The sequence below is a fragment of the Aggregatibacter sp. Marseille-P9115 genome (assembly GCF_920939465.1).
Classification (GTDB): domain Bacteria; phylum Pseudomonadota; class Gammaproteobacteria; order Enterobacterales; family Pasteurellaceae; genus Aggregatibacter; species Aggregatibacter segnis_B.
This window is the reverse complement of the sequence record NZ_OV100759.1, coordinates 1,221,783-1,245,816: the sequence shown is the minus strand read 5'-3', so window position 1 is coordinate 1,245,816 and position 24,034 is coordinate 1,221,783. Positions and strand designations below refer to the sequence as shown.

Here is a 24,034-nt window from a genome sequence, read left to right as displayed (position 1 = left end):
GCCGTTCTATTCCACAAAATAATGAGGAATAAAATGGCTGTCGTTGCCGGTGACGGCGGTGAAGTCTTCACGCAAGCCCATGCCGCATGCCACATCGCCCACCACCCAAGAACCGATGACCGGATACATCCCGTCAAAATTCGGTAACTCAAATTTCTGCTGATAAATATAGCCGGCATTGGCATAGAAATTTGAATGCTCACTGCCTTTGGCAGCAAACTCCAAGCCGTTGCTTTTTTCATAATAAAACACGTTAGCCCCTTCGCGGCCTAATAACGGTTTTTTCACCCAAATAACATTGCGATCCGTAATGTCGTGTCGATTGAAATAGGTTGGCAATAAATACGGATGGTTCGGGTGTTTTTGCCAGAGTTTAGCAAGCAGCGCTTTATTGCTCAGTAACAATTTCCATGCCGGTTCAAAAAATTGCGTTCCACTGTTTAACATGTGCGGTGCGTATTCAGTAGTCGTCATCCATTCTAACGGATACAATTTGAACAATGCTTCAATGGGTTGATTGTTGAGATCGACAAATTGTTGCGTGTCGTTATCGTAGCCGATGTCTTCAATGGTCAAGCGGTGAATATGCCAACCGGCGTTATACGCTACATCGGCAAGATAATCCAAATTGCCCCAATCTTCCCGTCCGGCATCCGCCATCGCAGCAAAATGGAAACCGGTTTTGCCGCTTTGCTGTTGCAACACGGAAAAACGGGTAATCAATTCTTCATGAATCCAGTTGAATTGATCGCGATTCGGTAAACCTTCCACTTGCTCCAACCACTGCCATTGCACCACTGCGGCTTCCAATAAAGAGGTCGGCGTATCGGCGTTATATTCAAACATTTTGAGATTGTCGCCGTCATAGCCGAAATCAAAACGCCCATATAAGTGCGGTGCGTTTTCACGCCAAGATTGTTCAATCAGATTTTTTTGTAAATCGGTGAAGCGATAGTGCTCATAATCGCCTTGTTTTACTTCATCGGCAACGAAATCCATACACATGGCATGTAATTCGTTGGTGGCATCTTCAATTTTATCGATTTCCGCTAACGTAAATTCGTAGGCGATATTGTCCGACCAATAATGCGATCCATCGGTAGAAGGCAGATTGTAATAATCAAATCCCACCTCAAGAAGCTGTTGCTCCATGTCGGGACGGGTTGGAGTACCGGTGATACGCTTCATGATTAACCACCGCCACTTTTACTGGTGTTACTGCTACTAAACCCACCGCGTGAAACAGGTTTGCTGTTCGAGCTGCCGGCACCGCCCTTAACCAACACCGGCTTGCCCACAGAATGGTTGCCTTGCGGTCGAATAATTTGCCCGGTTGGTGTCGAAACGGCGCGATTATTGGGATTGTAACTCGGCCCTAGAAAACCACTCATGGCTTTAGCGATCATGTAACCTGCTGCCGCCCCGGCAATGGCGCTGCCGATAGAAGGGCCTTCATCGCCGCTGGCGGTAGTGGTTGGTGTGGCATTATTGTCGCCGGCAACCGCGTTATTTTCGCTGCTCGCCACACTGCCATTGTTATTTGCCACAGGGCCCGTGTTTGTGCTTTGAGATTTATCCTGTTCACATAATTCCGGTCTAATCCAGTCCGCAATGCAATCGTCTAGACTGTTGTACACATCCCGTTGCACTTCATCTTCCGAGCAACCACCCAACAGCGCTACCACGGATAATGTCACTAAAATTTGATTTTTCTTTTTCATCATAAACGTTACTAGAAAGTTTTTACTTTCCCCTTTTCATCGTATCCAAAAGACATTTCTGTCGTATCAAAACATTGAGTTTGAATGGCGCTATCATAGCACAGAGTTACTGCAGCAATGAGTGCGGACGAGAAATTAACCGCATTAAAAATTCAGTTGGGAAGCGTAAACGGAACACTTCCCAACATTTGCAGCAGTAAAAGCAAAATAAAAACACAGAAAAAACAGACCGCACTTTCAGTCATAGCCCAAAGTGCGGTCGGTTTTAAAAACGTTTTTTAGAAAAAAACGGCGAACCTTTTAGATTCGCCGTCACTATTATTCCATTTCAAAAGTTTCACTACGTTGTCGCTGCGGTAACACCAGAGAAAGCCCAATCCCCACCAGTGCCGGGGTAAGCCAAGAAAGCGAGTACTCAGCAAACGGCAGATGATGAAGAAAATCTGTTAACCACGCTAATTGATAGTGATCTGCAATGACCCCAGCAAGAGAAATTGCCGTCACCAACGCAATGGTAAGTTGCATACCAATTTTGGATAACGCAACAAATTTATTCGCAATAATCAGCAACACAATGGCAATCGTGATCGGATAAAGCACTAACAACACCGGAATGGAATATTGGATGATTGCGCCCAAGCCTAAATTTGCGATCCCAAAACCAATTAAGGTAAACAGCGTGGCGTAAGTTTTGTAACCCAACTGAGGAAAACGCTCACGGAAAAACTCGGAAACCGCAACAATTAACCCCGCCGTTGTCGTAAAGCAAGTCATGGTCACCATCACGGCCAAGAAAATTTGCGCGTTAGTCCCGAAAATGGCTTGTGTCGCTTGAGAAAGAATATACACGCCTTTGTTTGTGTCAGATGCCATCACATCGGCAGGCACAGGGAAATGGTTGCCCAAATACGCCAAGCCGATATACAGCAAACTAAAGCCTAACGCCACCACAAGACTCACTAGCCACACCGTAGAAACATATTCCTGTTTATTTCGGAAACCGAGCTGCTTCAAGGTTTGTACCGCGACCACACTAAATGCCACGGAAGCCAACGCATCCAGGGTGTTATACCCTTCAATAAATCCAGTGCCAAACGCAGAAGTCGCATAGTCGCCAAGGGCAGAAGACGGCGTCGTATCACCGTATTGGAAAAAGCCTAATGTGACTAACAATACGATAAGTAGAGCAAAAATCGGGGTCAAAATGCGGCCGATACTGTCGAGAATTTTAGATGGGTTTAACGCAATCAAATAAGCCGCAATAAAATAAATCACCGTAAAAGCAATCAACCCGGTAGCACTAAACGATGCAGGCAACATAGGTGCTACACCCACTTCGTAGGCCACCGTTGCCGTACGCGGAATCGCAAAAAACGGCCCGATGGAAAGGTAAAGCGCGACTAAATATAAGGTTGCAAACCAAGGGGCAATTTTTATCGAAATTTCATACACATAACCTTTCGGGTTAAGCGCACCAATCACCAAGGTGAGAATGGCAATACCCACGCCGGACAACACAAATCCACTAATCGCTTGCCAAAAATTCTCTCCGGACAAGGCGCCTAGGCTTGGCGGAAAAATCAAATTTCCTGCGCCGAAAAACATTCCAAATAACAGTAAACCTGTCAACGTTGCTTTTTTGATCATAATTTTATTCTTCTCTGTAATTAAGGTGGCGGGAGTATAACACCCTAAATAAGACCGTCAAATTTTGTACGAAAAGAACTCTGTGATCGGGGGAAAATAGGCATTTAATGCTGTTTTTTTAGACATTAATGTTCAAAAATGTGATCTGCTTCCCTGTTTTTCAATATCATTTTTGTACACTAAAGATATGTCGAAGGATCGACAAACTCTCTACTGGGGATTTCGGTGACAGCCTAAAGCAATGGGTTGCCAATATTTTAATAGCGGTGCATGAGAAGATGAATTTCTCTCATGCAATGGGTCACATCCCAAGGGTAAAGTGCGGTTGGAAACGTCAACATTTTTAACCGCACTTTTTTATCCAATACCATAAAAAAAGAGCAACATAGCCTAAGCCTGTTGCCCTTTGAAGCGTGAAATCAATTTGACTTATTTCTTCTTCGGTCTTTCCCAACCTTGCACGTGTTTTTGCGGCACACGAGTGGTCACCAGCTCATCTTGTTTCACGTTACGGCGAATGGTGGAGCCGGCACCAATCGTCGCACCGCTTTCAATTGTCACCGGTGCGATAAGTTGGCTGTCGGAGCCCACAAAGACGTTATCGCCGATGGTGGTTTTAAATTTATTGGCACCGTCATAGTTACAGGTAATCACGCCTGCGCCGATATTACAATTTTGACCGATTTCCGCATCGCCCACATAGGTTAAGTGGTTCACTTTAGAACCTTTGCCGATTTGTGCTTTTTTTATTTCCACAAAGTTGCCCACATGGGTGTTTTCTGCCAGTTCGGCGCCCGGGCGTAAGCGGGAGAATGGGCCAATAGCCGCATTGGCGCCCACGGTGGCATCTTCCAGTACAGAATACGGTTTAATTTCCACGTCATCGCCGATGTCACAGTTTGTCAGCACGCAGCCGGCACCGATTTTCACGCGATTTCCCAACCGCACTTCGCCGTTTAAAATCACGTTAACATCAATTTCAACATCCTTGCCGTGAGTCAAGTTACCACGCAAATCAAAACGCTCAGGATCTAACAGCATCACGCCTGCCAACATCAGTTTATCCGCTTGTTTACGCTGAAAATAACGCTCCATGCGCGCTAATTGTTGACGGTTATTAATACCTTCAACTTCCATAAAATCCTCAGCTTGTACTGCAACAACAGCACGCCCATCACGATTTGCTAGCCCAATGACATCTGTAATGTAATACTCGCCTTGCGCATTATTATTGTCTAACTGAGCAAGCCATTTCTTAAAACTCGCGCCGTCAGCAACCAAAACCCCCGTATTGATCTCACGAATCTCCCGTTGTTCCGGTGAGGCATCTTTTTGCTCCACAATCCCAATGACTTTACCGTTTTCACGTAAAATTCGGCCATATCCTGTTGGGTTATCCAATACCACCGTTAAAACAGCAACGCCATTTTCAGGCTTGGCATTAATCAACTTTTGCAAGGTTTCAGGCGTGATCATCGGTCCATCGCCGTACACCATCAAAATATTTTCGTCATCCGCAAAAAACGGTGCAGCCTGTTGCATCGCATGCCCTGTGCCGAGCTGTTCTGTTTGCAAAACCCAATTCACCGGTTCCGCCGCCAAACGCTGTTGCATCAAATCGCCACCGTGTCCGTAAACCAAATGAATATTGCGCGCGCCAAGTTGTTTCGCCGTATCAATAACGTGTTTTACCATCGGTTTGCCCGCAATCGGATGTAAGACTTTAGGTAAATCGGAATACATGCGTGTGCCTTTGCCGGCCGCCAAAATGACGACGCTGAGTGCTTGAGTTGTCATAAAAATGTCTCTTTTGTTCGCTAAAAATTGTGCGCTAGTATATCATTCTTGCCATTTCGAGTTAAGTTAAGGATAAGCCGCCATGCAACAAGAATATTATCTCGGCATCATGTCCGGCACCAGTTTGGACGGTGTGGATATTGCGCTGATGACATTTGGCGAAAAAACGCAATTTATCGCAGCACAATTCACCCCGATGCCGGCAGATTTGCGCCAAGATTTATTGCAATTAATTTCGCAAGGCAACAGCACATTGCAGCGACTGGGCGAATTAGATCAGCGCTTAGCCTTACTTTACGCCGAGGCGGTCAATCATTTTCTCACCCGTCACCAACTGCAACCACAGCAAATTCGCGCGATTGGCTGCCACGGACAAACTGTTTGGCATGCGCCTCAAGGCAATTTTCCGTTCACCATGCAATTAGGCGACATGAATCTCCTGGCTGCCCACACCGGGATTGATGTGGTTGGGGATTTCCGTCGTAAAGATATGGCATTTGGCGGGCAAGGCGCGCCGTTAGTGCCGGCGTTTCATCAAGCGTGGTTTTATGATGACAACTGGGTGACAGTGGTACTGAATATTGGCGGCATCAGCAATATTTCCATACTCTTTCCCCATCAACCGATTATTGGCTACGACACCGGCACCGGCAATGCGCTGATGGACGGTTGGATCGAACGCCATCTAGGAAAATCTTATGATGCTGACGGGCAATGGGCGCGAAGTGGCAAAGTGCGGTCGGCATTATTGGCGGAAATGCTGAAAGATCCTTATTTCCAGCTGCCTCCACCGAAAAGCACCGGGCGCGAATTGTTCAATTCGACATGGCTTGAAAAAACATTAGAAAAAACCACCGCACTTTTAGGCGAGATACCACCACAAGACGTACAAGCTACCTTGTTAGAATTTACCGCACAAAGCATCGCTCTTGCGTTAAATCAACTTGAAACGTCATTACCCCGCCGTTTATTGGTCTGCGGAGGCGGTGCAAAAAACAGCTTGTTGATGACGCGATTACAAGCGCTATTACCACAATGGCAATGCCGCCCGACCAATGATGAAGGATTGGATGCAGACTATGTGGAAGCCGCTGCCTTTGCTTGGCTTGCCTATCGCCGCATACACAACCAACCGTCTAATTTGCCAAGTGTGACCGGTGCCAAAAGTGCGGTCAGTTTAGGCGCAATTTTTCCTGCGGAGAAACAGGCATGAGCGAACACAATTTATTAAAAACGCTTGAAACGATGTTAAGCGAACAACGCAATCCAAATACCTTGCACATTGATGCCTTGTCATCGTTAGAGGTTGTCACGCTGTTAAATAATGAAGACAAACAAGTGGCTTCCGCCGTGGAGAAAAATCTGCCACAAATCGCACAGGCAGTAGAACACATCGTGGCGGCATTTCAGGTGGGCGGTCGTTTGGTTTACATGGGCGCCGGCACCAGCGGTCGCCTTGGCGTACTGGATGCGTCCGAATGCCCACCAACGTTTGGCGTGTCGTCAAGCATGGTGGTGGGATTAATTGCCGGTGGCGAAACCGCCTTACGCAACGCCGTTGAAGGCGCGGAGGATAATCGCGAAGCAGGCGAACAGGATTTACGTCACATTCATTTTAGTCGCAAAGATGTGTTAGTCGGGATTGCAGCCAGTGGGCGTACGCCTTATGTCATCGGCGGATTGCGGTATGCCAAACAGCTCGGCGCCACCACAGTTTCTTTGGTCAGCAACCCGAACGCTATCATGAGCGAAATCGCGGACATTGCCATCACCACCGCAGTAGGTCCCGAAGCCCTCACCGGTTCCAGCCGTTTAAAATCCGGTACAGCGCAAAAAATGGTACTGAATATGCTCACTACCGCTGCCATGATTCGTCTCGGCAAGTGCTATCAAAATCTCATGGTGGACGTGCAAGCCACCAACCAAAAACTCAAAGCGCGCGCCATCCGTATTGTCATGCAAGCCACTGATTGCGACCAAACCACCGCCGAACAAACCTTACACACCACCAATGGCAATGCAAAATTAGCGATTATGATGCTGTTGAGCGGATTAGATAAAGCGCAGGCAGAAGCAGTTTTAGCGCAGAACAAAGGGCGATTACAGGGCGCCTTGGCAGCCTAAAAACGCCGAGAAAAATAACCGCTCTTTTGATGGCGTTCGACAATAAAAAAACGTGAGTTCATGGCTCACGTTTTTCGTTTATCTCATGCGGTTAATATAAGCTGAACGCTTGTAGATAAGGCAATTTACCCCGTCTCATCATATTCTCGATACCGCTTTGGTGATCATTGCCGAAACCACGCAATTCAAATGTCACCCCGATGGCATTATCATAAAACATCTCATCGTTTCTTTGATTTTGACGGTTTGTGACATAACGTCTTGCTCCCACACCAACACTCCAGCAACAGGTGTTATATTGCAAACCAAGATATTGTTCTACCGGTTTTTGCAAGGAAAGATCTTGGTAATAACGACCAACGATTGCCCAGTTATCCGTTAATTCCCAACCAAATTGAATCCCTAACTGATTAATGTCTTGGTTGTAGCCTTGAGCATTGGACGTTAAGTTTTGCTCAATATATTCTCGACTTACATAACGATAATTTAACTGAATGACATTATGGTTCATTGGGTTAAATTCGATGCCGGTATTTGCCAAAGAAATTTGTTTTAACTGTTGGTCGTATTGGAAACTCGCACGCCAGTGCCATTGTTCATCAATCTTCCAGTTAGACTCAACCGCCCAGGAAGAAGATAAACCGGAGGTTTTATTACGTGGATCATCGTCAATGCGTGAAGACTCCAAATAATAGGTTTGTCCGGCGGCAACATTAAAACGTTCTTCTTTGTTTTCGTCAAAGAAACGCATCGTTCCCCCAACCGTCACTTGGTTAGCGGAAGCAATACGGTCTAAACCGCTATAACGGCGATCGCGGAACAAAGAGAAATAGTCTTGTTGCAATAATGAAGAATCGTATCCAAAGCCAAGGTACTCTGAATTTCGTTTGGAACCGATATTGCTTTGGTTTTCATAAGGGCGATACAAATATTGCACACGCGGCTCAAGGGTTTGTGTGTAGCCCTCTAAGAAACTCTTGTTGCTCGCCAATACGGTTTGGAAATCTGCTTTAAATTGTGGAATTACACGAGTAACGCTACGTTCAACATCCTCGGCAGCCGCTCCCTTACCCCGCTTTTGTTGGTAATGGGTCGCATATAATTTGGTTTCAAAATTTGCACTACCATAACGATTCGACAACGTACTATTTAAACTTGGCTCAAGGTGGAAACGCCACGCTTTTGGCATGCTTGCGCTGTCATTATCAAAGCGTACCGCTTGAGAAAAGAGTTTAAAATCGACTTTATAGTCAAGTAAACCGTTTTGGTAATAATTGAAGTCAATTTGCGGTAACGCACGATAAGGCCCAACATCTACTTCATCAAAAATTTGGAATTGTTTGGCGGAAAGGGCGATATTGTAGTTCGGTTGATAATAGGCTAAACGCGCGATTTGATTTGTATAGCCGTCGGTGCTGCTACCATAGTTGGAATCAATATCGGTAAAATAACGTTTGTCACTCACGTTGGTGTAATCAATATCTAAGCGCCAATCCTGTGCAAACGCCGCATTGTGTTTCCAATGGAATAAATGACGTTTACGGTTGTCGCTGATGTAATCACTTAAGCGGTCATCATTCAAATATTCACCGGCAATTTGCCCTTCACCCAAGGCACTAAGATAACGAAATTCACCGTTAACTTGCCAACCACGGCGAGACATATATTTTGGTGCAATCGTGGCATCAAAATTCGGCGCAATATTCCAATACACCGGCTGGGCATAGAAATAACCGTCACGGCTGGAATGTCCCACAACCGGCACAAGTAAACCGGAACGACGGCGATCACCAATTGGTAACTGTAAATACGGGGTATAAAATACCGGCACGCCATGTACGCGTAAACGGGCATGCCACATTTCCGCATATTCTTCTTTGACATGTTGGCGCATTTCATTGGCGTAAATAGACCAAGAATTATCGTCCGGCAAACAAGAGGTAAAGGTGGCATTTTTCATCACACGATAGTCATCACGCAATTCCACACTTTCTGCGGTGCCACGGCCTTGGCGATCCACTAATTGATAATTGGCATTTTGAATATCCGTATCTTTGTTGTTTAAATGCACTTTCGCATCGTCACCCAAAAGATTAATTTGGTTGTCCCGGTAATCAAAACCGCCACGCGCAAACGCATAACGTTCTAGGTTATCACCTTCACCTGTCTGCTGAATTTCCACTTCCGCAGATTGCAAATGGCGAGCACCTTGCTTGATATCTACGTTGCCTTTATAAACACCGCCGTTAGATTGGTTGATTTCCGCACTGTCCGCCTCGATGTAAATCGGCAAATCATTTGGATTTTCGGACACCGCCTCACCGGTAAAGTGCGGTACGCCGGATAAACATTGTTTTGCTAAATCGGCGGCACTTGTTGCGCTATAAAGTGCGGTCAAAATTGACAGTGAAATTAAGGTATAAGCATTTTTCTTCATTGGACAACCATTTTCTAGCCAAATAATGGCGTGATTATACGGGAAAATAAGGGGGATCGCACTGTTTAATCCGGCGATTTACAGTGACATTGATTCCAGTGATCGTCCACCAATCCCATGGATTGCATAAAGGCATAACAAGTGGTTGGACCGACAAACACAAAACCGCGTTTTTTTAACGCTTTTGACATTTCAATAGACGTTGGCGTTTGTGCCGGTACCACCGAAAGTTTGGAAACATCATTCACTTGCGGCTGATGGTTTACAAAAGACCAAATAAAATCACTGAAATTCTCACCGCACTTTTTCATGGCAAGAAATGCCTGCGCATTTTTAACAATGGCTTCTAGCTTTGCTCGGTAACGAATCAATCCCGGATTTCGCATACATTGATCAATGTCTTCAGCCGTCATTTGGGCAACTTTTTCCGGATCAAATTGAAAAAAAGCGTTTCGGTAATTTTCTCGCTTTTTCAAAATCGTAATCCAAGACAACCCCGCTTGCTGACCTTCCAAACATAGCTTTTCAAATAATTTCTGCTCATCAAATTGCGGCTTGCCCCATTCGTTATCGTGATAATCTCGATAAATTGGCAACTCCTCCGACCAAGCACAACGTTTTATCATACCTCCTCCCTTTATTTCTTTTTCCTCATATTACCTCTCAAAAAAGGTCTAATCATTCTTTTAAAGACATAAAACCTGACTAGAATAAAAATTCTGAAAGAAACGATTGTACCTTCATTTCATTGATTTGAATTATAAGAAAAAACCACCTCATACAGAGGTGGTTTTTTTGTTTAAAGTGCGGTCTGAAATTAAAGAATTTCTTTCGCTTTAGCGACCACGTTATCTACCGTGAAACCAAAGAGTTTGAACAATTGGTCTGCCGGTGCGGATTCACCGAAGCTGTTCATACCAACGATACGACCGTTGAAACCGACGTATTTGTACCAGAAGTCGGCAATGCCCGCTTCAACAGCAACACGTTTAGTCACCGCGCTTGGCAATACGGCTTCGCGATAAGCCTCGTCCTGTTTGTCGAACACGTTCGTACTTGGCATAGAAACCACACGGATTTTTTTGCCTTCTGCCGTTAATTGTTCTGCGGCTTTCACTGCCAATTCCACTTCAGAACCGGTCGCAATGAAAATCAGATCCGGCGTGCCGGCGCAATCTTTTAACACATAAGCACCGCGCGCTATGTTAGCTAATTGCTCAGAAGTGCGGTCCATTTGTGCCAAGTTTTGACGGGTGAAAATTAATGCACTTGGGCCATCGGTTCTTTCAATCGCCGCTTTCCAAGCAATGGCAGATTCTACTTGGTCGCAAGGGCGCCATGTGTTCAAGTTCGGGATTAAACGCAATGCGGAGGTTTGTTCAACCGGTTGATGGGTTGGACCATCTTCGCCTAAACCGATGGAATCATGGGTGAACACGAACAAGCTGCGTTGTTTCATTAAGGCTGCCATGCGAATCGCGTTATGAGCGTATTCCATGAACATAAGGAACGTTGCACCATAAGGGATGAAACCGCCATGAAGCGCAATACCGTTCATGATTGCCGCCATACCAAACTCACGTACCCCATAGTTGAGGTAGTTACCATCCACGTTTTGAGTCGCGCGAATCGGTTTAGAACCGGACCAAAGCGTAAGGTTGGAACTTGCCAAGTCGGCAGAACCGCCAAGTAATTCCGGTAACACTTTTGCATAAGCTTCAATAGCATTTTGTGAGGCTTTACGGCTTGCAATGCTTGCCGGGTTCGCTTGTAAATGCTCAATAAACGCCTGAGATTCTTTTGCCCAATCAGCCGGAAGGTTTTTCTCCATGCGGCGGGTAAATTCAGCAGCCAATTCCGGATAGGCTTTCGCATAAGCAGCAAATTTTTCATGCCATGCTTTTTCTAGCTCTGCGCCTTTCGCTTTTGCATCCCATTGTGCATAAATATCAGCTGGGATCTCAAACGGTGCGTAATCCCAGTTTAGTGCTTTACGGGTTAATGCGATTTCTTCATCACCTAATGGTGCGCCGTGGCAATCGTGAGAGTTAGATTTATTCGGGGAACCGAAACCAATAATGGTTTTACAAATAATTAAGGTCGGTTTATTGGTTTCCGCTTGCGCTTGTTTGATCGCCTCAATGATTTGTGCCGGGTTGTGACCATCCACTGCCGGAATTACTTGCCAGCCGTAAGCTTCAAAGCGTTTTTGTGTATCATCGGTAAACCAACCGTCAACATGACCATCGATAGAAATGTTATTGTCATCGTAGAAGGCAATTAATTTACCTAAGCCCAAGGTACCTGCTAAAGAACAAGCCTCGTGGGAAATCCCTTCCATTAAACAGCCATCGCCCAAGAAAACATAGGTGTGGTGATCCACGATGTTATGACCTTCACGGTTAAATTGACCCGCTAACGTTTTCTCTGCAATCGCCATACCGACTGCGTTGGTGATGCCTTGACCTAGAGGGCCTGTAGTGGTTTCAACGCCCGGTGTGTAACCAAATTCAGGGTGTCCCGGAGTTTTGGAATGTAATTGACGGAATTGTTTTAAATCTTCAATAGATACATCGTAACCGCTTAAATGTAACAAGCTGTAAATCAGCATAGAACCGTGGCCGTTAGATAGCACGAAACGGTCGCGGTTAGCCCATTGCGGGTTGGTTGGGTTGTGATGTAAAAAATCACGCCATAATACTTCTGCGATATCCGCCATGCCCATCGGTGCACCCGGGTGACCGGATTTAGCTTTTTGCACCGAGTCCATACTTAAAAAGCGAATGGCATTGGCGAGTTGTTGACGAGTTGACATTGTGCCTCCTGATTGAGATAAATTGACAAAATAGGGTGTGCTCATAAAAAAGTGCGGTCAGATTTTTCGGCGTTTTTAAACACGGAAAATTTCCACCGCACTTTTGCTTAAAACATGACTAATAAACCATTACCATTTAGACAGTAACATCTCTTCTAATTTGCCTTGGTCAACAGCAAATTTACGAATACCCTCGGCCAGTTTTTCCACTGCCATCGCATCGCTATTATGCTGCCAATAGAATTCCGCTTCGGTTAATGGTTGCGGTTTGGCTTGTACTTCGCCTTGGAAAGCCAGTTTTCTCACCACCGCATTTGGGGTTTCATGTAAGGTTTTTAACAACGGCGGAGCAATGGTTAAACGGTCGCAACCGGCTAATTCAATGATTTCGCCTACATTACGGAAACTTGCGCCCATCACTACCGTTTTGTAGCCATATTGTTTGTAGTAATTGTAAATTTTGGTCACAGAAATCACGCCCGGATCTTCTGCCGGTGCGTATTCTTTTTTATCGGTGTTAGCTTTGTACCAGTCTAAAATACGGCCCACAAATGGTGAGATCAAATAAACGCCCGCTTCTGCACAAGCGCGTGCTTGCGCTTCGGAGAACAACAACGTCAGGTTACAATTGATGCCTTCTTTTTCTAAGATTTCCGCAGCACGGATACCTTGCCATGTAGAGGCGATTTTAATCAAAATACGATTTTTATTAATGCCTGCCGCTTCATACAACGCAATCAATTTTCTCGCTTTTGCCACTGTTGCATCGGTGTCATAAGAAAGACGCGCATCCACTTCCGTAGAAACACGGCCAGGGACTAATTTTAAGATTTCCAAACCAATGTTGACCGCCAATTTATCTTCCGCATCAACAAGTTGCTGTGCTTTGTCCTGACTTTGTTGTTTACCATAAGCAATTGCTTCATCAATCAACGCCGCATATTGTGGTAGCGCCGCTGCACTCAGAATCAAAGATGGATTCGTCGTGGCATCTTCAGGTTTATATTGACGAATGGCATCAATGTCACCGGTATCGGCAACAACAACGGTAAGTTCGCGAAGAGAATCTAACTGGTTAGTCATAATGTATTCCTTTATTTGGAGGGTGGAAAAACGAGTTGAATCGTTAAGATAGCTATCTTTGCGCATAGCCAAAAAGTACTAGGAATATACCCCCACTTAGCCCAGAAAGCAACTTTTAAGACGTGTTCTTACGTAATGAAATCAATAGGTTTCATCTTATAAAATAAATGTTAATTCGGTGGATTTTTATCATTTGATGGCTTAAATAAAAAACGACCCGCACTTACATATAAAGTGCGGGTCGTTTTTCATGTATTTATTGGCAGAATAGAAATTAATTGGTTTTTAATTGATTCCAATATTTTTCATAAATATCTACCGCGGAGCCTACATCGCTTTGGATAATGCCTTTTTCCACTTCCGCTGCCGGTGGGAAGAGAGTTGGATTTTCAGCCATTGCCGGTTCTAACAAGGCTTTCACCCCATTATTTGGCATGGAATAACCCAATCGTTCCAACACCACTTTGGCGTTTTCAGGACGCAATAGGAAGTCAATGAATTTATAAGCATTTTCGACATTTTTTGCACCTTTGGGAATAGCGTAATTATCCATCCAGAAAATCGCACCTTCTTTCGGATACACAAAAACAATTTTGTCGTTTTCTTTATGCGCTAAATAAGCGGAACCGTTCCAAATCATGCCCAATGACACTTCGCCTTGCACGTAAGGCAATTCCGGCGAATCGGAGTTAAACACTGCCACGTTCGGCAGCAGTTTCACCAAACGTTCATAAGCCGCTTTAATCTCTTCTTCGTTAGTCGTATTCGGTGATTTGCCGTCTAACAACAACGCAATATGAAACACTTCACGCGCATCACTGGTCAGCAACACTTTGCCTTTGTATTCAGGATTCCATAAATCCGCCCAGCTGGTGATTTTGCTCGGGTCAATATCTTCGGAATTCACCGCCAATCCCGTTAAGCCGTAAACATAAGGCAAGGAATACTCGTTGTTTGGATCGAAGTCTTTATGCAATAAATTGTCCGGAATTTGTTTGAAATTGCTTAACTTACTGTGATCGAGCTTTTGCAACATGCCGTCTTTCGCCATTTTGTTCACATAATAGCTGGACGGAAACACCAAGTCATAACCGGCGTTATCAGAAATCAGTTTGAGTTTGGCATACATTTCTTCGTTGCTTTCAAAGGTGGAATAAATCACTTCAATACCGGTTTCTTTGGTAAATTCAGCAACAAGACTGGAAGGGACATAATCGGTCCAGTTATAAACGTACAGTTTTTCTTGCGCAAAGGCGGTGGTGGAAAGGAGAGTCAGCGTCAAGCCGAGGGTTTTAAGCGTTTTTGCAAACAAATTTTTCAATTTATTGTCCTCCAAAGCTAATCATAGCGAGTGGTTAATTTTCATAAAAGAACTGAGTAAAAACTCGGCGGGCAGTATAGCAGATTTTAAACGCTTGTCCCGTGCTTTCGGACAAATCGGGTGAATTTTTACCGCATAAAGTGCGGTGGATTTTCAGGTTGTTTTTATGTAAAACGTTACAAATTCCTACCGCACTTAGGCTAACGCAATGGCATAACCAACGGTCAAAATCCATGATGTGTGATCAACCTCCCTTTCACCTTGCTTATAAGCGTTGTAGAATAAAAATTATCCAATCAAAGCAAAGGGATATTGTTATGAAACACCTTCACTTTTCTTTCAAATGCACCTTACTTGCTGGCAGCCTTGCTTTACTTACCGCATGCCATTCCATTATTTATCACCCCGCCAAAACCATTGAACAAATTGAGCCGGAAAAAGGCTATCGTTTAGAAAATGCCATGCAACAGGCGTTGCAAAAAGAAAATTTGGTGATTGTCGCCTTTTCCGGCGGTGGTTCACGGGCAGCCTCCTTAGGTTACAGTGTGTTAGAACAGTTCCAACATGCGACAATACGCCCAACAGAAAAAGGCGATACCTTGTTACAAAATATTGACGTGGTGTATGGCGTTTCGGGTGGCTCCGTACTTGCCGCATATTTTGCGTTAGAAGGACAAGACATTATTCCAAAATTCAATGAGTCCTTTTTGAAAAAGAATTTCCAGAAAAAAGTCATTAATGAAGTCTTTTCCATGAGCAACGTACCTCGCCTTACCTCCCCACAATTCGGGCGCAGCGATTTGTTACAGGAGCAGCTGAATCTTGCGCTGTATGGTGGGAAAAAATTTGCGGATCTTGAACAACGCAAAGGGCCCTTTGCCGTCATTAACGCCACCGACATGACCGCAGAACAAAAAATTTCCTTTACACAAGATTTCTTCGATTGGCTTTGCGTGGATCTCAATGATGTTGAAATCGCCCGCGCGGTAGCCGCTTCCAGTGCCGTGCCGCTAATTTTCTCGCCAATCACACAAAACAATCACGGTGGCACCTGCCATGCGGAAAGCAAGAAAGACTTGCTGATGCTGACACAACCGAAAAATCGTCTGTTGTTGAGCAATTTTGAAGCCATGAAAAAACGTGTTGCGCGTTATCAAAACAGTGCGGAAAGACCGTATTTACATCTGGTTGACGGTGGCTTAACAGACAATCTTGGCCTAGCCAGTTTATTGGATGTGTCGAATTTACTCAGCATGCGTAAATTATATGCTGAGCTTAAACACTACAATTTACGCAATATTGTCGTGGTCAACGTCAACGCACAAAACGAGCGCACCAGCCACATTGATAAATCTGCCGACGTACCGGGCATTAAAGAAGTGGTGAACACGGTCATAAATGTACCGATTGATAAAACCACGGAATCTACGGTGAAATATTCACAAAAATTTGCCGAGCAATGGAACGCTTACGCTAAGCGTAAAAAAGACGTAAAAATTAAGATTTATTTTGTGAATTTAAGTTTGAAAAATCTACCGGAAGGACAGTTGAAAAATGACGTCCTCAACATCGGGACCTCTTTCTATTTGCCGGAATCAGACGTGGATAAACTGCGCGAAGCCGCTAAAATTTTATTGCAACAATCAAAAGAATACCGCAAGGCATTGAAAGCGTTGCAATAATCAAAAAACTAAAGTGCGGTCAAAAAACACATTAATTTTTGACCGCACTTTATACTTTGATGGATTCCGCCTAAAAAGTCACTGGACGATATCGCCGATTTCTTCTAGTATGACGCATCATTTTTAACCTTATAGACAAAGCATGACCCGAATCAACCTGGTGCCACCTGCCGAATTGTGCGATCAACATCTACTCGCCGAACACCGCGAGCTTACCCGCATCCCCAATGCCGTCGCCAAAGGCAAATACCATTTAAAAGGACAACCAACGGAATACAAATTAGGCGAAGGACATGTGCGTTTCTTCTTCAACAAAATGGCTTTTTTGAAAAAACGCTATGACCTCCTACACGTCGAATGCAAAGCGCGCGGCTTTAACGTGCAATACATTTGGAACGAAGATTTACCCCTAGATCCCGCCTTATGGCAAGATTACGACCCCACAGAAACCGCCCTCGCACTCAACCGCGCACGCATTCAAGAACGCATGCCGGCAAAGGCAAGATTTACGCCCCACCGTTGATATCTCATTCCCCAAAAACACATCAAATTCCTACCGCACTTTTCCAAGTGACTCAGCTCAAAAATCTCTCTAACTCAGAATTTAACTGTAACGATAAAGCAAAATTGATGCTTTAACGAAATTGTTTTCGATTAATAAAGATAACAAAAATAAGGAGTTAAAATCACTCCCCGACTTGTGTTGTATATATTCATATATTACGATTACTCTTAGGTATTACTGCTGTTTGATTTTACCAAAGGGAAAATATTAATAATGAAATTCATAAGGAGCAATTATGTTAAGAAAACTAACTTATGTTAGCTTACTTATTTTAAGCGTGACGGCTTGTAGTTCAAATAACCCAGAACCGCCATTACAAGGTGAAGCATCGCACACCCAAAATGCAAGCAAGTCCCTTGATTACAGACGTAATTATAAAGAAGTGCTTGCAAGTAAGTCCGTATTGGCCATTCAAACAGTAAAAGGGCCACAAGCGGGTAACTGGTCAAGCGGTGAAAAAGAAATGACGTTAACGATCAATGGGCATACTTATAACATGACCGACCGTATTGACATTACTGCGTTGCCGGACGGTTTATTAGAACGAAAATATGATGCGAAAGGAAAAGAATTACTTGTCGCTTACCCGGATAACAAAATCGTTGAGACGCGTGAAAAAGGCACAATGTATCTCTATCAACAGCCTTATTCTGTTGTGATCGCTACGTTACCGACCGAATATCAATATGACGGAAAATCTGATCCTAAAGGACGTTTAGGCAAAGAAAACACCTTCCAAGTGAAATTAGTCAGCGGTTTACCAACATCAGATGATGTTATTAAATCACTAAACGGCAAAGCGACTTATCAAGGGAAAGCCTTTGCTAACTTTGGAAAAGGGGTAGAAACGGGTGAATTGACCTACGCTATCGACTTTGATAGCAAAAAAGGAAGCGGTAGCATAACCGGCATTGATTCAACCGGTAAGATTACGCTAAAAGAAGGTAGTATCGGCTCTGCTTCACCATTTAATCCGCTATCAACAGCCGGTAGAGTGAAAGGCATTAGTAGCAGCGCAGAAACTGAAAAAATGAAAGCATACTACTATTATGTTTCCATTTTCGGACCGAAAGCAGAAGAAGTCGCGGGTTACGTAACCGGCTCCCGTAACAGCAAAGAAGGTGAGTGGCACGTCGGCTTTGGCGGTGAAAAACAACCATAACGGTCACTTAATAAGACATCCAATTCAAATTGGATGTCTTATTTTCGGAAAAATAACTCATGAATAAAATAACGAAAAAAAAATTAATACATACATTACTGGGGAGTTTTCTTTTTCTATCGCTATCGGCACTTGCTGAACCTGCGGACAAACCAACTTGGAGTCCAATAGATATTATGCCTCAACCGGTAGTTGCCAATGCCACCCAACAGATATCAACAACAAAACAAACTGGTGGCATTCAACTCACTCAACAAGATTTAGAAAAGAATTTAGCGCTAACGGAAAATTTAATTAATCAGGCTCTCGTTGGTAGCCAGTGGGATTTATTAACTGATTTATTGCTCGTTTATCAACGCATTCCTCATGCCGACCAAAATTTATACCGCTACGCAAAAGGGGCTTTGCTACGTACTCAACGTAAACATCACGAGGCGATTCAGAATTATCATGACATTTTAGTGGAAAATCCCGATTTGCCTTATGTTCGTTTCGACTACATGGCGATGTTGTTTGAAAATAAACAATTCAAACAAGCGCAAAAAGAAAGTGAGAAACTCTCTAACACGCCTCTACCAATAGGTTTACAACAATTAATTCAACAGTACCAACAAGCTATGAAAAATGCCCAAAGTTGGCAATTTGACGGTAATTTGTTGTACGAAAAAACCAATAATGTGAATAATGCGTCAGATCAACGAGAAATTCGACTCGGTAACCGCACTTTCATTCGCGATGAAAAAGCCCTACCTCAATCGGCCAACGGATTACGCTATGCGGCCTCATTAACTCGAGCCAAAAACCTTGGCAGGAATCATTTTATCTTTAGCAAAATAGGGGGTGACGGCATTTATTACTGGGATAATCGGAAATACAACGAAGAACGCACAAAATTGCAGTTAGGCTACCAGTATCAAGATATTGTGAAATCTTTCCGATTACTGCCAACAGTAGAGTTTGAATGGTATTCCGGTCATTTTTACAACCGTAAATATGGTTTACTAACACAATATAGCCAATGGCTTTCATCACATTGGCAGGTCAATCTTTCCCTTGCTCGTTATTGGCGCTATTACGTCAACAAACATCATGCGAATTCCTATAACGGAACCCAAAACCAAGCAACGCTTATTCTAGCTTGGAATCCAATGCCTGAATTGGTCATCTACGGCGGAGGCGATTGGTCACGACAATATGCGCGAGATCGACAAGAATCTTACATTCGTAAGGGACTACAACTTGGCGTGTCCTATGAATGGCGAGAAAAAATCGGTTTTAGCCTAGACGCCCGTTACGGCACTCGCCTTTTTGGTGACGAGCACTTCTTATTCCCGATTACCCGCAAAGATAAAGAAAAACAAATGACGTTTAAACTTTGGTCCCCCATACTCCAATGGCAAGGCATTATGCCGAAATTAAGTTATCAACGACTTAACATCGACAGTAATATTCCGGCGTTTTATCAACGTAAAAATAACCAAGTTTCCTTGGAAATCGAAAAACGATTTTAAAAATAGACCGCACTTTGTTAATCAATCCTCTTAACATAAAGCAAAGTGCGGTCATTTTTGATGACATTTTTCTACGTTTAAGCCACGGAAAATTCACCGTTCTCTTTTGTCATTCGTTCAAATATTGACTTCTCCCCCTTGCGTAGTAATATGCACCCACTTTTCATTACAGGCGTTTATTTATGCTAGCGTTTTCACATCAAGAACATATTGAATCCTATTATTCTGTCACCCGTAACCAACATTTCGAGTTACCGCCGTTAAATCAAAAAGAATCGGCTGACGTGTGTGTTGTCGGTGCAGGCTTTTTCGGTTTATCCACAGCATTAGAACTTGCTGAACAAGGCAAAAGCGTGATCGTACTGGAAGGCGCGCGGGTTGGCTTTGGCGCATCTGGGCGTAGTGGCGGGCAAGCCATTAACGGTTTTGAAGACGGCATCGATGAATATATCGAGCAAGTAGGCTTGGAAACTGCCCGTAAGCTATGGCAAATGTCCTTAGAAGCCATTGATATTATTGATGAACGCATTGCGAAATACGGTATTGAGTGTGATTGGAAGAAAGGCTATGCCACGTTAGCGCTCAACGAGCGTCGTATGGAAGATTTAATCGCTATTGAAAAAGCCAGCCACGAGATTTTTGGCTATCAACATATGCAGCTTTGGGATAAGACAAAACTGGAACAACATCTCGGCAGTAAGATTTATTGCGGTGCGTTGTATGACAGTAATTCCGGGCATTTGCATCCGCTCAATTATTGCTTAGGTTTGGCAAAAGCTTGTTTGGATTTGGGCGTGCGTATTTATGAGCAATCGCCTGTGGTAGATTTGCGTGAAAAGGCGACAGAAATTGAAGTGATAACCGATCAAAGCGCTGTCATCGCCAAAGATGTGGTGCTGGCAACCAATGCCTACATTGCAGCCTTGCCGAAAAGCATTCACCACGGCATTGCACGCAAAATTCTGCCGGTAGAAAGTTTTATCATCGCCACCGAGCCGCTTGATCAAGCCACCGCTGATTCCGTGATCAACAACGGCATGTCTGTGTGCGACAGCAATTATTTGCTGGATTATTACCGCTTAAGCGCCGACAACCGCTTATTGTTTGGTAGCGATTCCAGTTCCGAGAAAAACATGATTGAGGTCATGCGACACAATATGTTGCGCGTTTTTCCGCAGTTGGAAAACGTTAAAATTGATTATGGCTGGGGCGGCCCTATCGACATGACCATCAATTCCAATCCACATTTTGGACGCATTTCGCCACATATTTATTTCGCCCATGGCTATTCCGGCCACGGCGTGGCGCTCACCGGTTTGGCGGGACGCGTTGTCGCAGAAGCCATTTTAGGCAACGATGAACGCTTGGCTATCTTCAGTAAATTAAAAGTGCCTTCAGTATTCGGCGGCAAATTAGTGAAGAACCTCGCATTAAAAATCGGCGTGAACTATTACCGTTTCTTGGATAAATACCGTTAATTTGGTGACATCATTTTATTTCTTTTGGTTATACGATAGAGAAAATGATTATTTTATTGGGTGTAAATTTACTGTAATAATTCACCGCACTTTTGGTCTTATTAAGCAAATTCTCAAGAGAGGAATGACTCATGAAAAAATCTATTTTTGCAAACGTATTACTGTTATCCGGCTTGGCACTGGGTATTGCCACTCAAACCATGGCGGGTGAAATTTCTGACCGCGTAGAAAAAACCAAAACCTTATTAGTGGGCACCGAAGGCACTTATGCGCCCTTCACCTTCCACGATGACAGCGGCAAATCAACCGGCTTTGATGTGGAGGTGATTGAAGCGGTGGCACAACGTTTAGGCTTAACCATTCAATTTAACGAAACCCAATGGGATTCCATGTACGCAGGTTTAAACGCCAAACGTTTCGACTTAATCGCCAACCAAACCAACCCAAGCCCGGAACGTTTGAAAAAATACCTTTACACCGCGCCGTATAACTATTCCACTGCGGTTATCGTGACCAAAGAAGGCGACGACAGCATTAAAACCTTTGAAGATTTAAAAGGCAAAAAAGCGGCACAATCCTTAACCAGCAACTACGGCAAAATCGCCAAAGCCAACGGGGCAGAATTAATCGTGGTGGACGGTTTGGCGCAAGCGTTGAAATTGATCACCCAAGATCGCGCCGAAACCACAGTAAACGACCACTTGGCAGTATTGGATTACTTCAAAAAACAACCGAATGCCGGTTTGAAAATTGCCGTAAAACGTGATGAAAAAGTGCCTTCCGGCTTCGCCGTGTTAAAAGGAGAAGAACCGTTGATCGAAAAAATTAACCAAGCACTGGAAGAGTTAAGAAAAGACGGTACCTTGAAACAAATTTCAATCAAATGGTTCGGCGATGACATTACTCAATAATTTTCTCGCGTCACTCCCCTTTATGAATGCAGAAAGAGCTGATGAGGTCATCAGCTCTTTTTGGCCTATGTTGGAAGCCGCCATCGATAAAACCATTCCGTTAGCAGTGATTTCTTTCTTTGCCGGAGTCGCTATCGCGTTAGTTGTGGCGTTGATTCGCATTGTGGAAAAGCCAAATCTCGGCATGCGTTTATTGCAAATACTTTGCCGCATTTATGTTTCCACCATTCGCGGTACACCGATGTTGGTGCAGATTTTCATTATTTTCTACGGGCTGCCGGAAGTAGGGATTAAGCTCGATCCGTTCCCCACCGCGATTATCGCCTTTTCCATTAACATTGGCGCTTATGCCTCAGAAACCATTCGCGCGGCGATTTTATCGATTCCGAAAGGACAATGGGAAGCCTCCTATTCCATCGGCATGAATTATTATCAAACCTTCGTCCGCACCATCATGCCACAGGCTCTGCGTGTGTCTGTGCCGCCATTAGCAAACACCTTTATCAGCAATGTGAAAGATACTTCTTTGGCGTCGTTAGTATTAGTGACGGAAATGTTTCGTGTGGCACAAAACATCACCGCAGAAAACTATGAATTTATTATGATTTATAGCGAAGCCGCACTGATTTACTGGTGCATTTGTTTGATTTTATCCTTTGCACAAGACCGTTTAGAACAACGCCTATCCCGCCATCTTAAAGCCTAAGGAAATCGCATGTTAGAAGTGAACAACATTCATAAAACATTTAATGGCAATCCGGTGCTCAAAGGGATCGATTTTCACATTGAAAAAGGCGAAGTCGTGGCGATTCTCGGCCCTTCCGGCTCAGGCAAAACCACCTTCTTGCGCTGTTTAAACCTATTGGAACGCGCTGAACAGGGCACGCTACGTTTTACCGACGGTAGCCTCTTCTTAGATTTTGCCAAGAAAATCAGCAAAGCGGACGAACTCAAATTACGTCGTCGCTCATCTATGGTGTTTCAGCAATACAATTTGTTCCCCCATCGCACCGCACTTGAAAATGTGATAGAAGGCATGGTCGTGGTGCAAAAGAAAAGCAAGATGGAAGCGGAACAATGTGCCGTGGAATTGCTCACCAAAGTGGGCTTAAAAGACAAAATGCACTTATATCCATCGCAACTTTCCGGTGGTCAGCAACAACGGGTAGGCATTGCCCGCGCGTTAGCGGTTCAACCGGATATTATTTTGCTAGATGAACCTACCTCGGCGTTGGATCCGGAATTAGTGGGCGAAGTGCTACAAACGTTAAAGTTACTGGCACAAGAAGGCTGGACGATGATTATCGTGACCCATGAAATGCAATTCGCCCGTGATGTGGCAGATCGTGTGATTTTGATGGCTGACGGAAATGTGGTGGAACAAAACAGCGCGCGCGAATTTTTTGAAAATCCACAACATGAACGCACCAAGCAATTCTTATTGCAGGCAAAAATTCCCGTTTGCGTGGAATATGAAATTTAACGCATTCTTTATAGCGCAATTTGTGGGAAATACTGTTCGCTGAGCGCAACAAAATCCGCTAACGAAATGGACCGCACTTTTGAATCACTTGGCAGAAGTGCGGTTAAATTTCTCGCCAAAATGTCGTTCTCTAAGGCAAAACAGGAAGCATGACAACGCGCCAACACATCCGCTTGTTTTAACGCCAATAACACGCCATCTTGCCATAACACCACCGCATCCTGCGCCGTGGCATTTAGCAAATAATGTTCCAGTTCTGTTTGTGAATAATGGGCTTGAGAAAAAGTATAAAGCATA

General features: G+C 44.2%; 20 protein-coding genes. 10 read left to right on the top strand and 10 right to left on the bottom strand.

Annotated elements, in window-relative coordinates:
- Positions 1-6 precede the first annotated feature (6 nt).
- From LQ983_RS05970 to glmU, 4 genes are all read right to left on the bottom strand, one after another.
- On the bottom strand, positions 7-1,188 hold the full coding sequence (locus LQ983_RS05970; RefSeq protein ID WP_230621964.1) for a glutathionylspermidine synthase family protein: 1,182 nt from the start codon (positions 1,186-1,188) through the stop codon (positions 7-9).
- Positions 1,189-1,190: 2 nt separating this feature from the next.
- Positions 1,191-1,721, bottom strand: a complete 531-nt coding sequence (locus LQ983_RS05965; RefSeq protein ID WP_230622617.1) for a DUF1190 domain-containing protein — start codon at positions 1,719-1,721, stop codon at positions 1,191-1,193.
- A gap of 318 nt (positions 1,722-2,039) precedes the next feature.
- Complete coding sequence (brnQ, locus tag LQ983_RS05960; RefSeq protein WP_230621963.1) at positions 2,040-3,368, bottom strand: branched-chain amino acid transport system II carrier protein; 1,329 nt, start codon at positions 3,366-3,368, stop codon at positions 2,040-2,042.
- A 429-nt stretch (positions 3,369-3,797) separates the two neighbouring features.
- Positions 3,798-5,165, bottom strand: coding sequence for a bifunctional UDP-N-acetylglucosamine diphosphorylase/glucosamine-1-phosphate N-acetyltransferase GlmU (glmU, locus tag LQ983_RS05955; RefSeq protein ID WP_230621962.1), 1,368 nt, complete (start codon positions 5,163-5,165; stop codon positions 3,798-3,800).
- An 82-nt stretch (positions 5,166-5,247) separates the two neighbouring features.
- On the opposite strand from glmU, the gene LQ983_RS05950 reads away from it, so the two are divergent.
- Together LQ983_RS05950 and murQ are read left to right on the top strand one after the other, a co-directional pair.
- The gene (locus tag LQ983_RS05950) at positions 5,248-6,378 is read left to right on the top strand and encodes an anhydro-N-acetylmuramic acid kinase (RefSeq protein WP_230621961.1); all 1,131 of its coding nucleotides are present in this window, start codon (positions 5,248-5,250) and stop codon (positions 6,376-6,378) included.
- Positions 6,375-7,289: an N-acetylmuramic acid 6-phosphate etherase gene (gene murQ, locus LQ983_RS05945; protein ID WP_230621960.1), complete on the top strand. Its 915-nt coding sequence runs from the start codon at positions 6,375-6,377 to the stop codon at positions 7,287-7,289. Before LQ983_RS05950 ends, murQ begins: the two co-directional genes overlap by 4 nt.
- Before the next feature lie 91 nt (positions 7,290-7,380).
- Here murQ and lptD read toward each other — a convergent pair whose 3' ends face one another.
- The 5 genes from lptD to LQ983_RS05920 all read right to left on the bottom strand — a co-directional run bounded on the left by lptD (position 7,381) and on the right by LQ983_RS05920 (position 14,945).
- A complete protein-coding gene (gene lptD, locus LQ983_RS05940) occupies positions 7,381-9,726 on the bottom strand; it encodes an LPS assembly protein LptD (RefSeq protein WP_230621959.1) in 2,346 nt (781 codons plus the stop codon).
- Between the two features lie 65 nt (positions 9,727-9,791).
- Positions 9,792-10,352 (bottom strand): DNA-3-methyladenine glycosylase I, encoded by a 561-nt coding sequence (locus tag LQ983_RS05935; protein ID WP_230621958.1) that lies wholly within the window; start codon positions 10,350-10,352, stop codon positions 9,792-9,794.
- A 191-nt stretch (positions 10,353-10,543) separates the two neighbouring features.
- The gene (tkt, locus tag LQ983_RS05930) at positions 10,544-12,541 is read right to left on the bottom strand and encodes a transketolase (protein WP_230621957.1); all 1,998 of its coding nucleotides are present in this window, start codon (positions 12,539-12,541) and stop codon (positions 10,544-10,546) included.
- Positions 12,542-12,670: 129 nt separating this feature from the next.
- Entirely contained in the window at positions 12,671-13,624 is a 954-nt protein-coding gene (gene tal, locus LQ983_RS05925; protein ID WP_230621956.1) for a transaldolase, read from the bottom strand.
- Positions 13,625-13,898: 274 nt separating this feature from the next.
- Positions 13,899-14,945 carry an extracellular solute-binding protein gene (locus LQ983_RS05920; RefSeq protein ID WP_230621955.1) on the bottom strand — a complete coding sequence of 349 codons (1,047 nt, stop codon included), beginning with the start codon at positions 14,943-14,945 and terminating at the stop codon, positions 13,899-13,901.
- 317 nt (positions 14,946-15,262) lie between these two features.
- Between LQ983_RS05920 and LQ983_RS05915 the strand changes: the two genes are divergently transcribed.
- The 8 genes from LQ983_RS05915 to LQ983_RS05880 all read left to right on the top strand — a co-directional run bounded on the left by LQ983_RS05915 (position 15,263) and on the right by LQ983_RS05880 (position 23,737).
- Positions 15,263-16,627, top strand: a complete 1,365-nt coding sequence (locus LQ983_RS05915; protein WP_230621954.1) for a patatin-like phospholipase family protein — start codon at positions 15,263-15,265, stop codon at positions 16,625-16,627.
- A gap of 142 nt (positions 16,628-16,769) precedes the next feature.
- The gene (locus LQ983_RS05910; protein ID WP_230621953.1) at positions 16,770-17,150 is read left to right on the top strand and encodes a pyrimidine dimer DNA glycosylase/endonuclease V; all 381 of its coding nucleotides are present in this window, start codon (positions 16,770-16,772) and stop codon (positions 17,148-17,150) included.
- A 277-nt stretch (positions 17,151-17,427) separates the two neighbouring features.
- Positions 17,428-18,354, top strand: a complete 927-nt coding sequence (locus LQ983_RS05905; protein WP_230621952.1) for a factor H binding family protein — start codon at positions 17,428-17,430, stop codon at positions 18,352-18,354.
- Between the two features lie 176 nt (positions 18,355-18,530).
- Positions 18,531-19,865, top strand: a complete 1,335-nt coding sequence (locus tag LQ983_RS05900; RefSeq protein WP_230621951.1) for a surface lipoprotein assembly modifier — start codon at positions 18,531-18,533, stop codon at positions 19,863-19,865.
- 182 nt (positions 19,866-20,047) lie between these two features.
- Positions 20,048-21,343: an FAD-binding oxidoreductase gene (locus LQ983_RS05895; RefSeq protein WP_230621950.1), complete on the top strand. Its 1,296-nt coding sequence runs from the start codon at positions 20,048-20,050 to the stop codon at positions 21,341-21,343.
- A 131-nt stretch (positions 21,344-21,474) separates the two neighbouring features.
- On the top strand, positions 21,475-22,254 hold the full coding sequence (locus tag LQ983_RS05890; RefSeq protein WP_230621949.1) for an amino acid ABC transporter substrate-binding protein: 780 nt from the start codon (positions 21,475-21,477) through the stop codon (positions 22,252-22,254).
- The gene (locus tag LQ983_RS05885) at positions 22,238-22,960 is read left to right on the top strand and encodes an amino acid ABC transporter permease (protein ID WP_230621948.1); all 723 of its coding nucleotides are present in this window, start codon (positions 22,238-22,240) and stop codon (positions 22,958-22,960) included. Before LQ983_RS05890 ends, LQ983_RS05885 begins: the two co-directional genes overlap by 17 nt.
- 9 nt (positions 22,961-22,969) lie before the next feature.
- Entirely contained in the window at positions 22,970-23,737 is a 768-nt protein-coding gene (locus LQ983_RS05880; RefSeq protein ID WP_230621947.1) for an amino acid ABC transporter ATP-binding protein, read from the top strand.
- Positions 23,738-23,745: 8 nt separating this feature from the next.
- Here the strand turns inward: LQ983_RS05880 and tusB are convergent, their stop codons facing one another.
- Positions 23,746-24,033, bottom strand: a complete 288-nt coding sequence (gene tusB / locus LQ983_RS05875) for a sulfurtransferase complex subunit TusB (RefSeq protein WP_230621946.1) — start codon at positions 24,031-24,033, stop codon at positions 23,746-23,748.
- Position 24,034 lies beyond the last annotated feature (1 nt).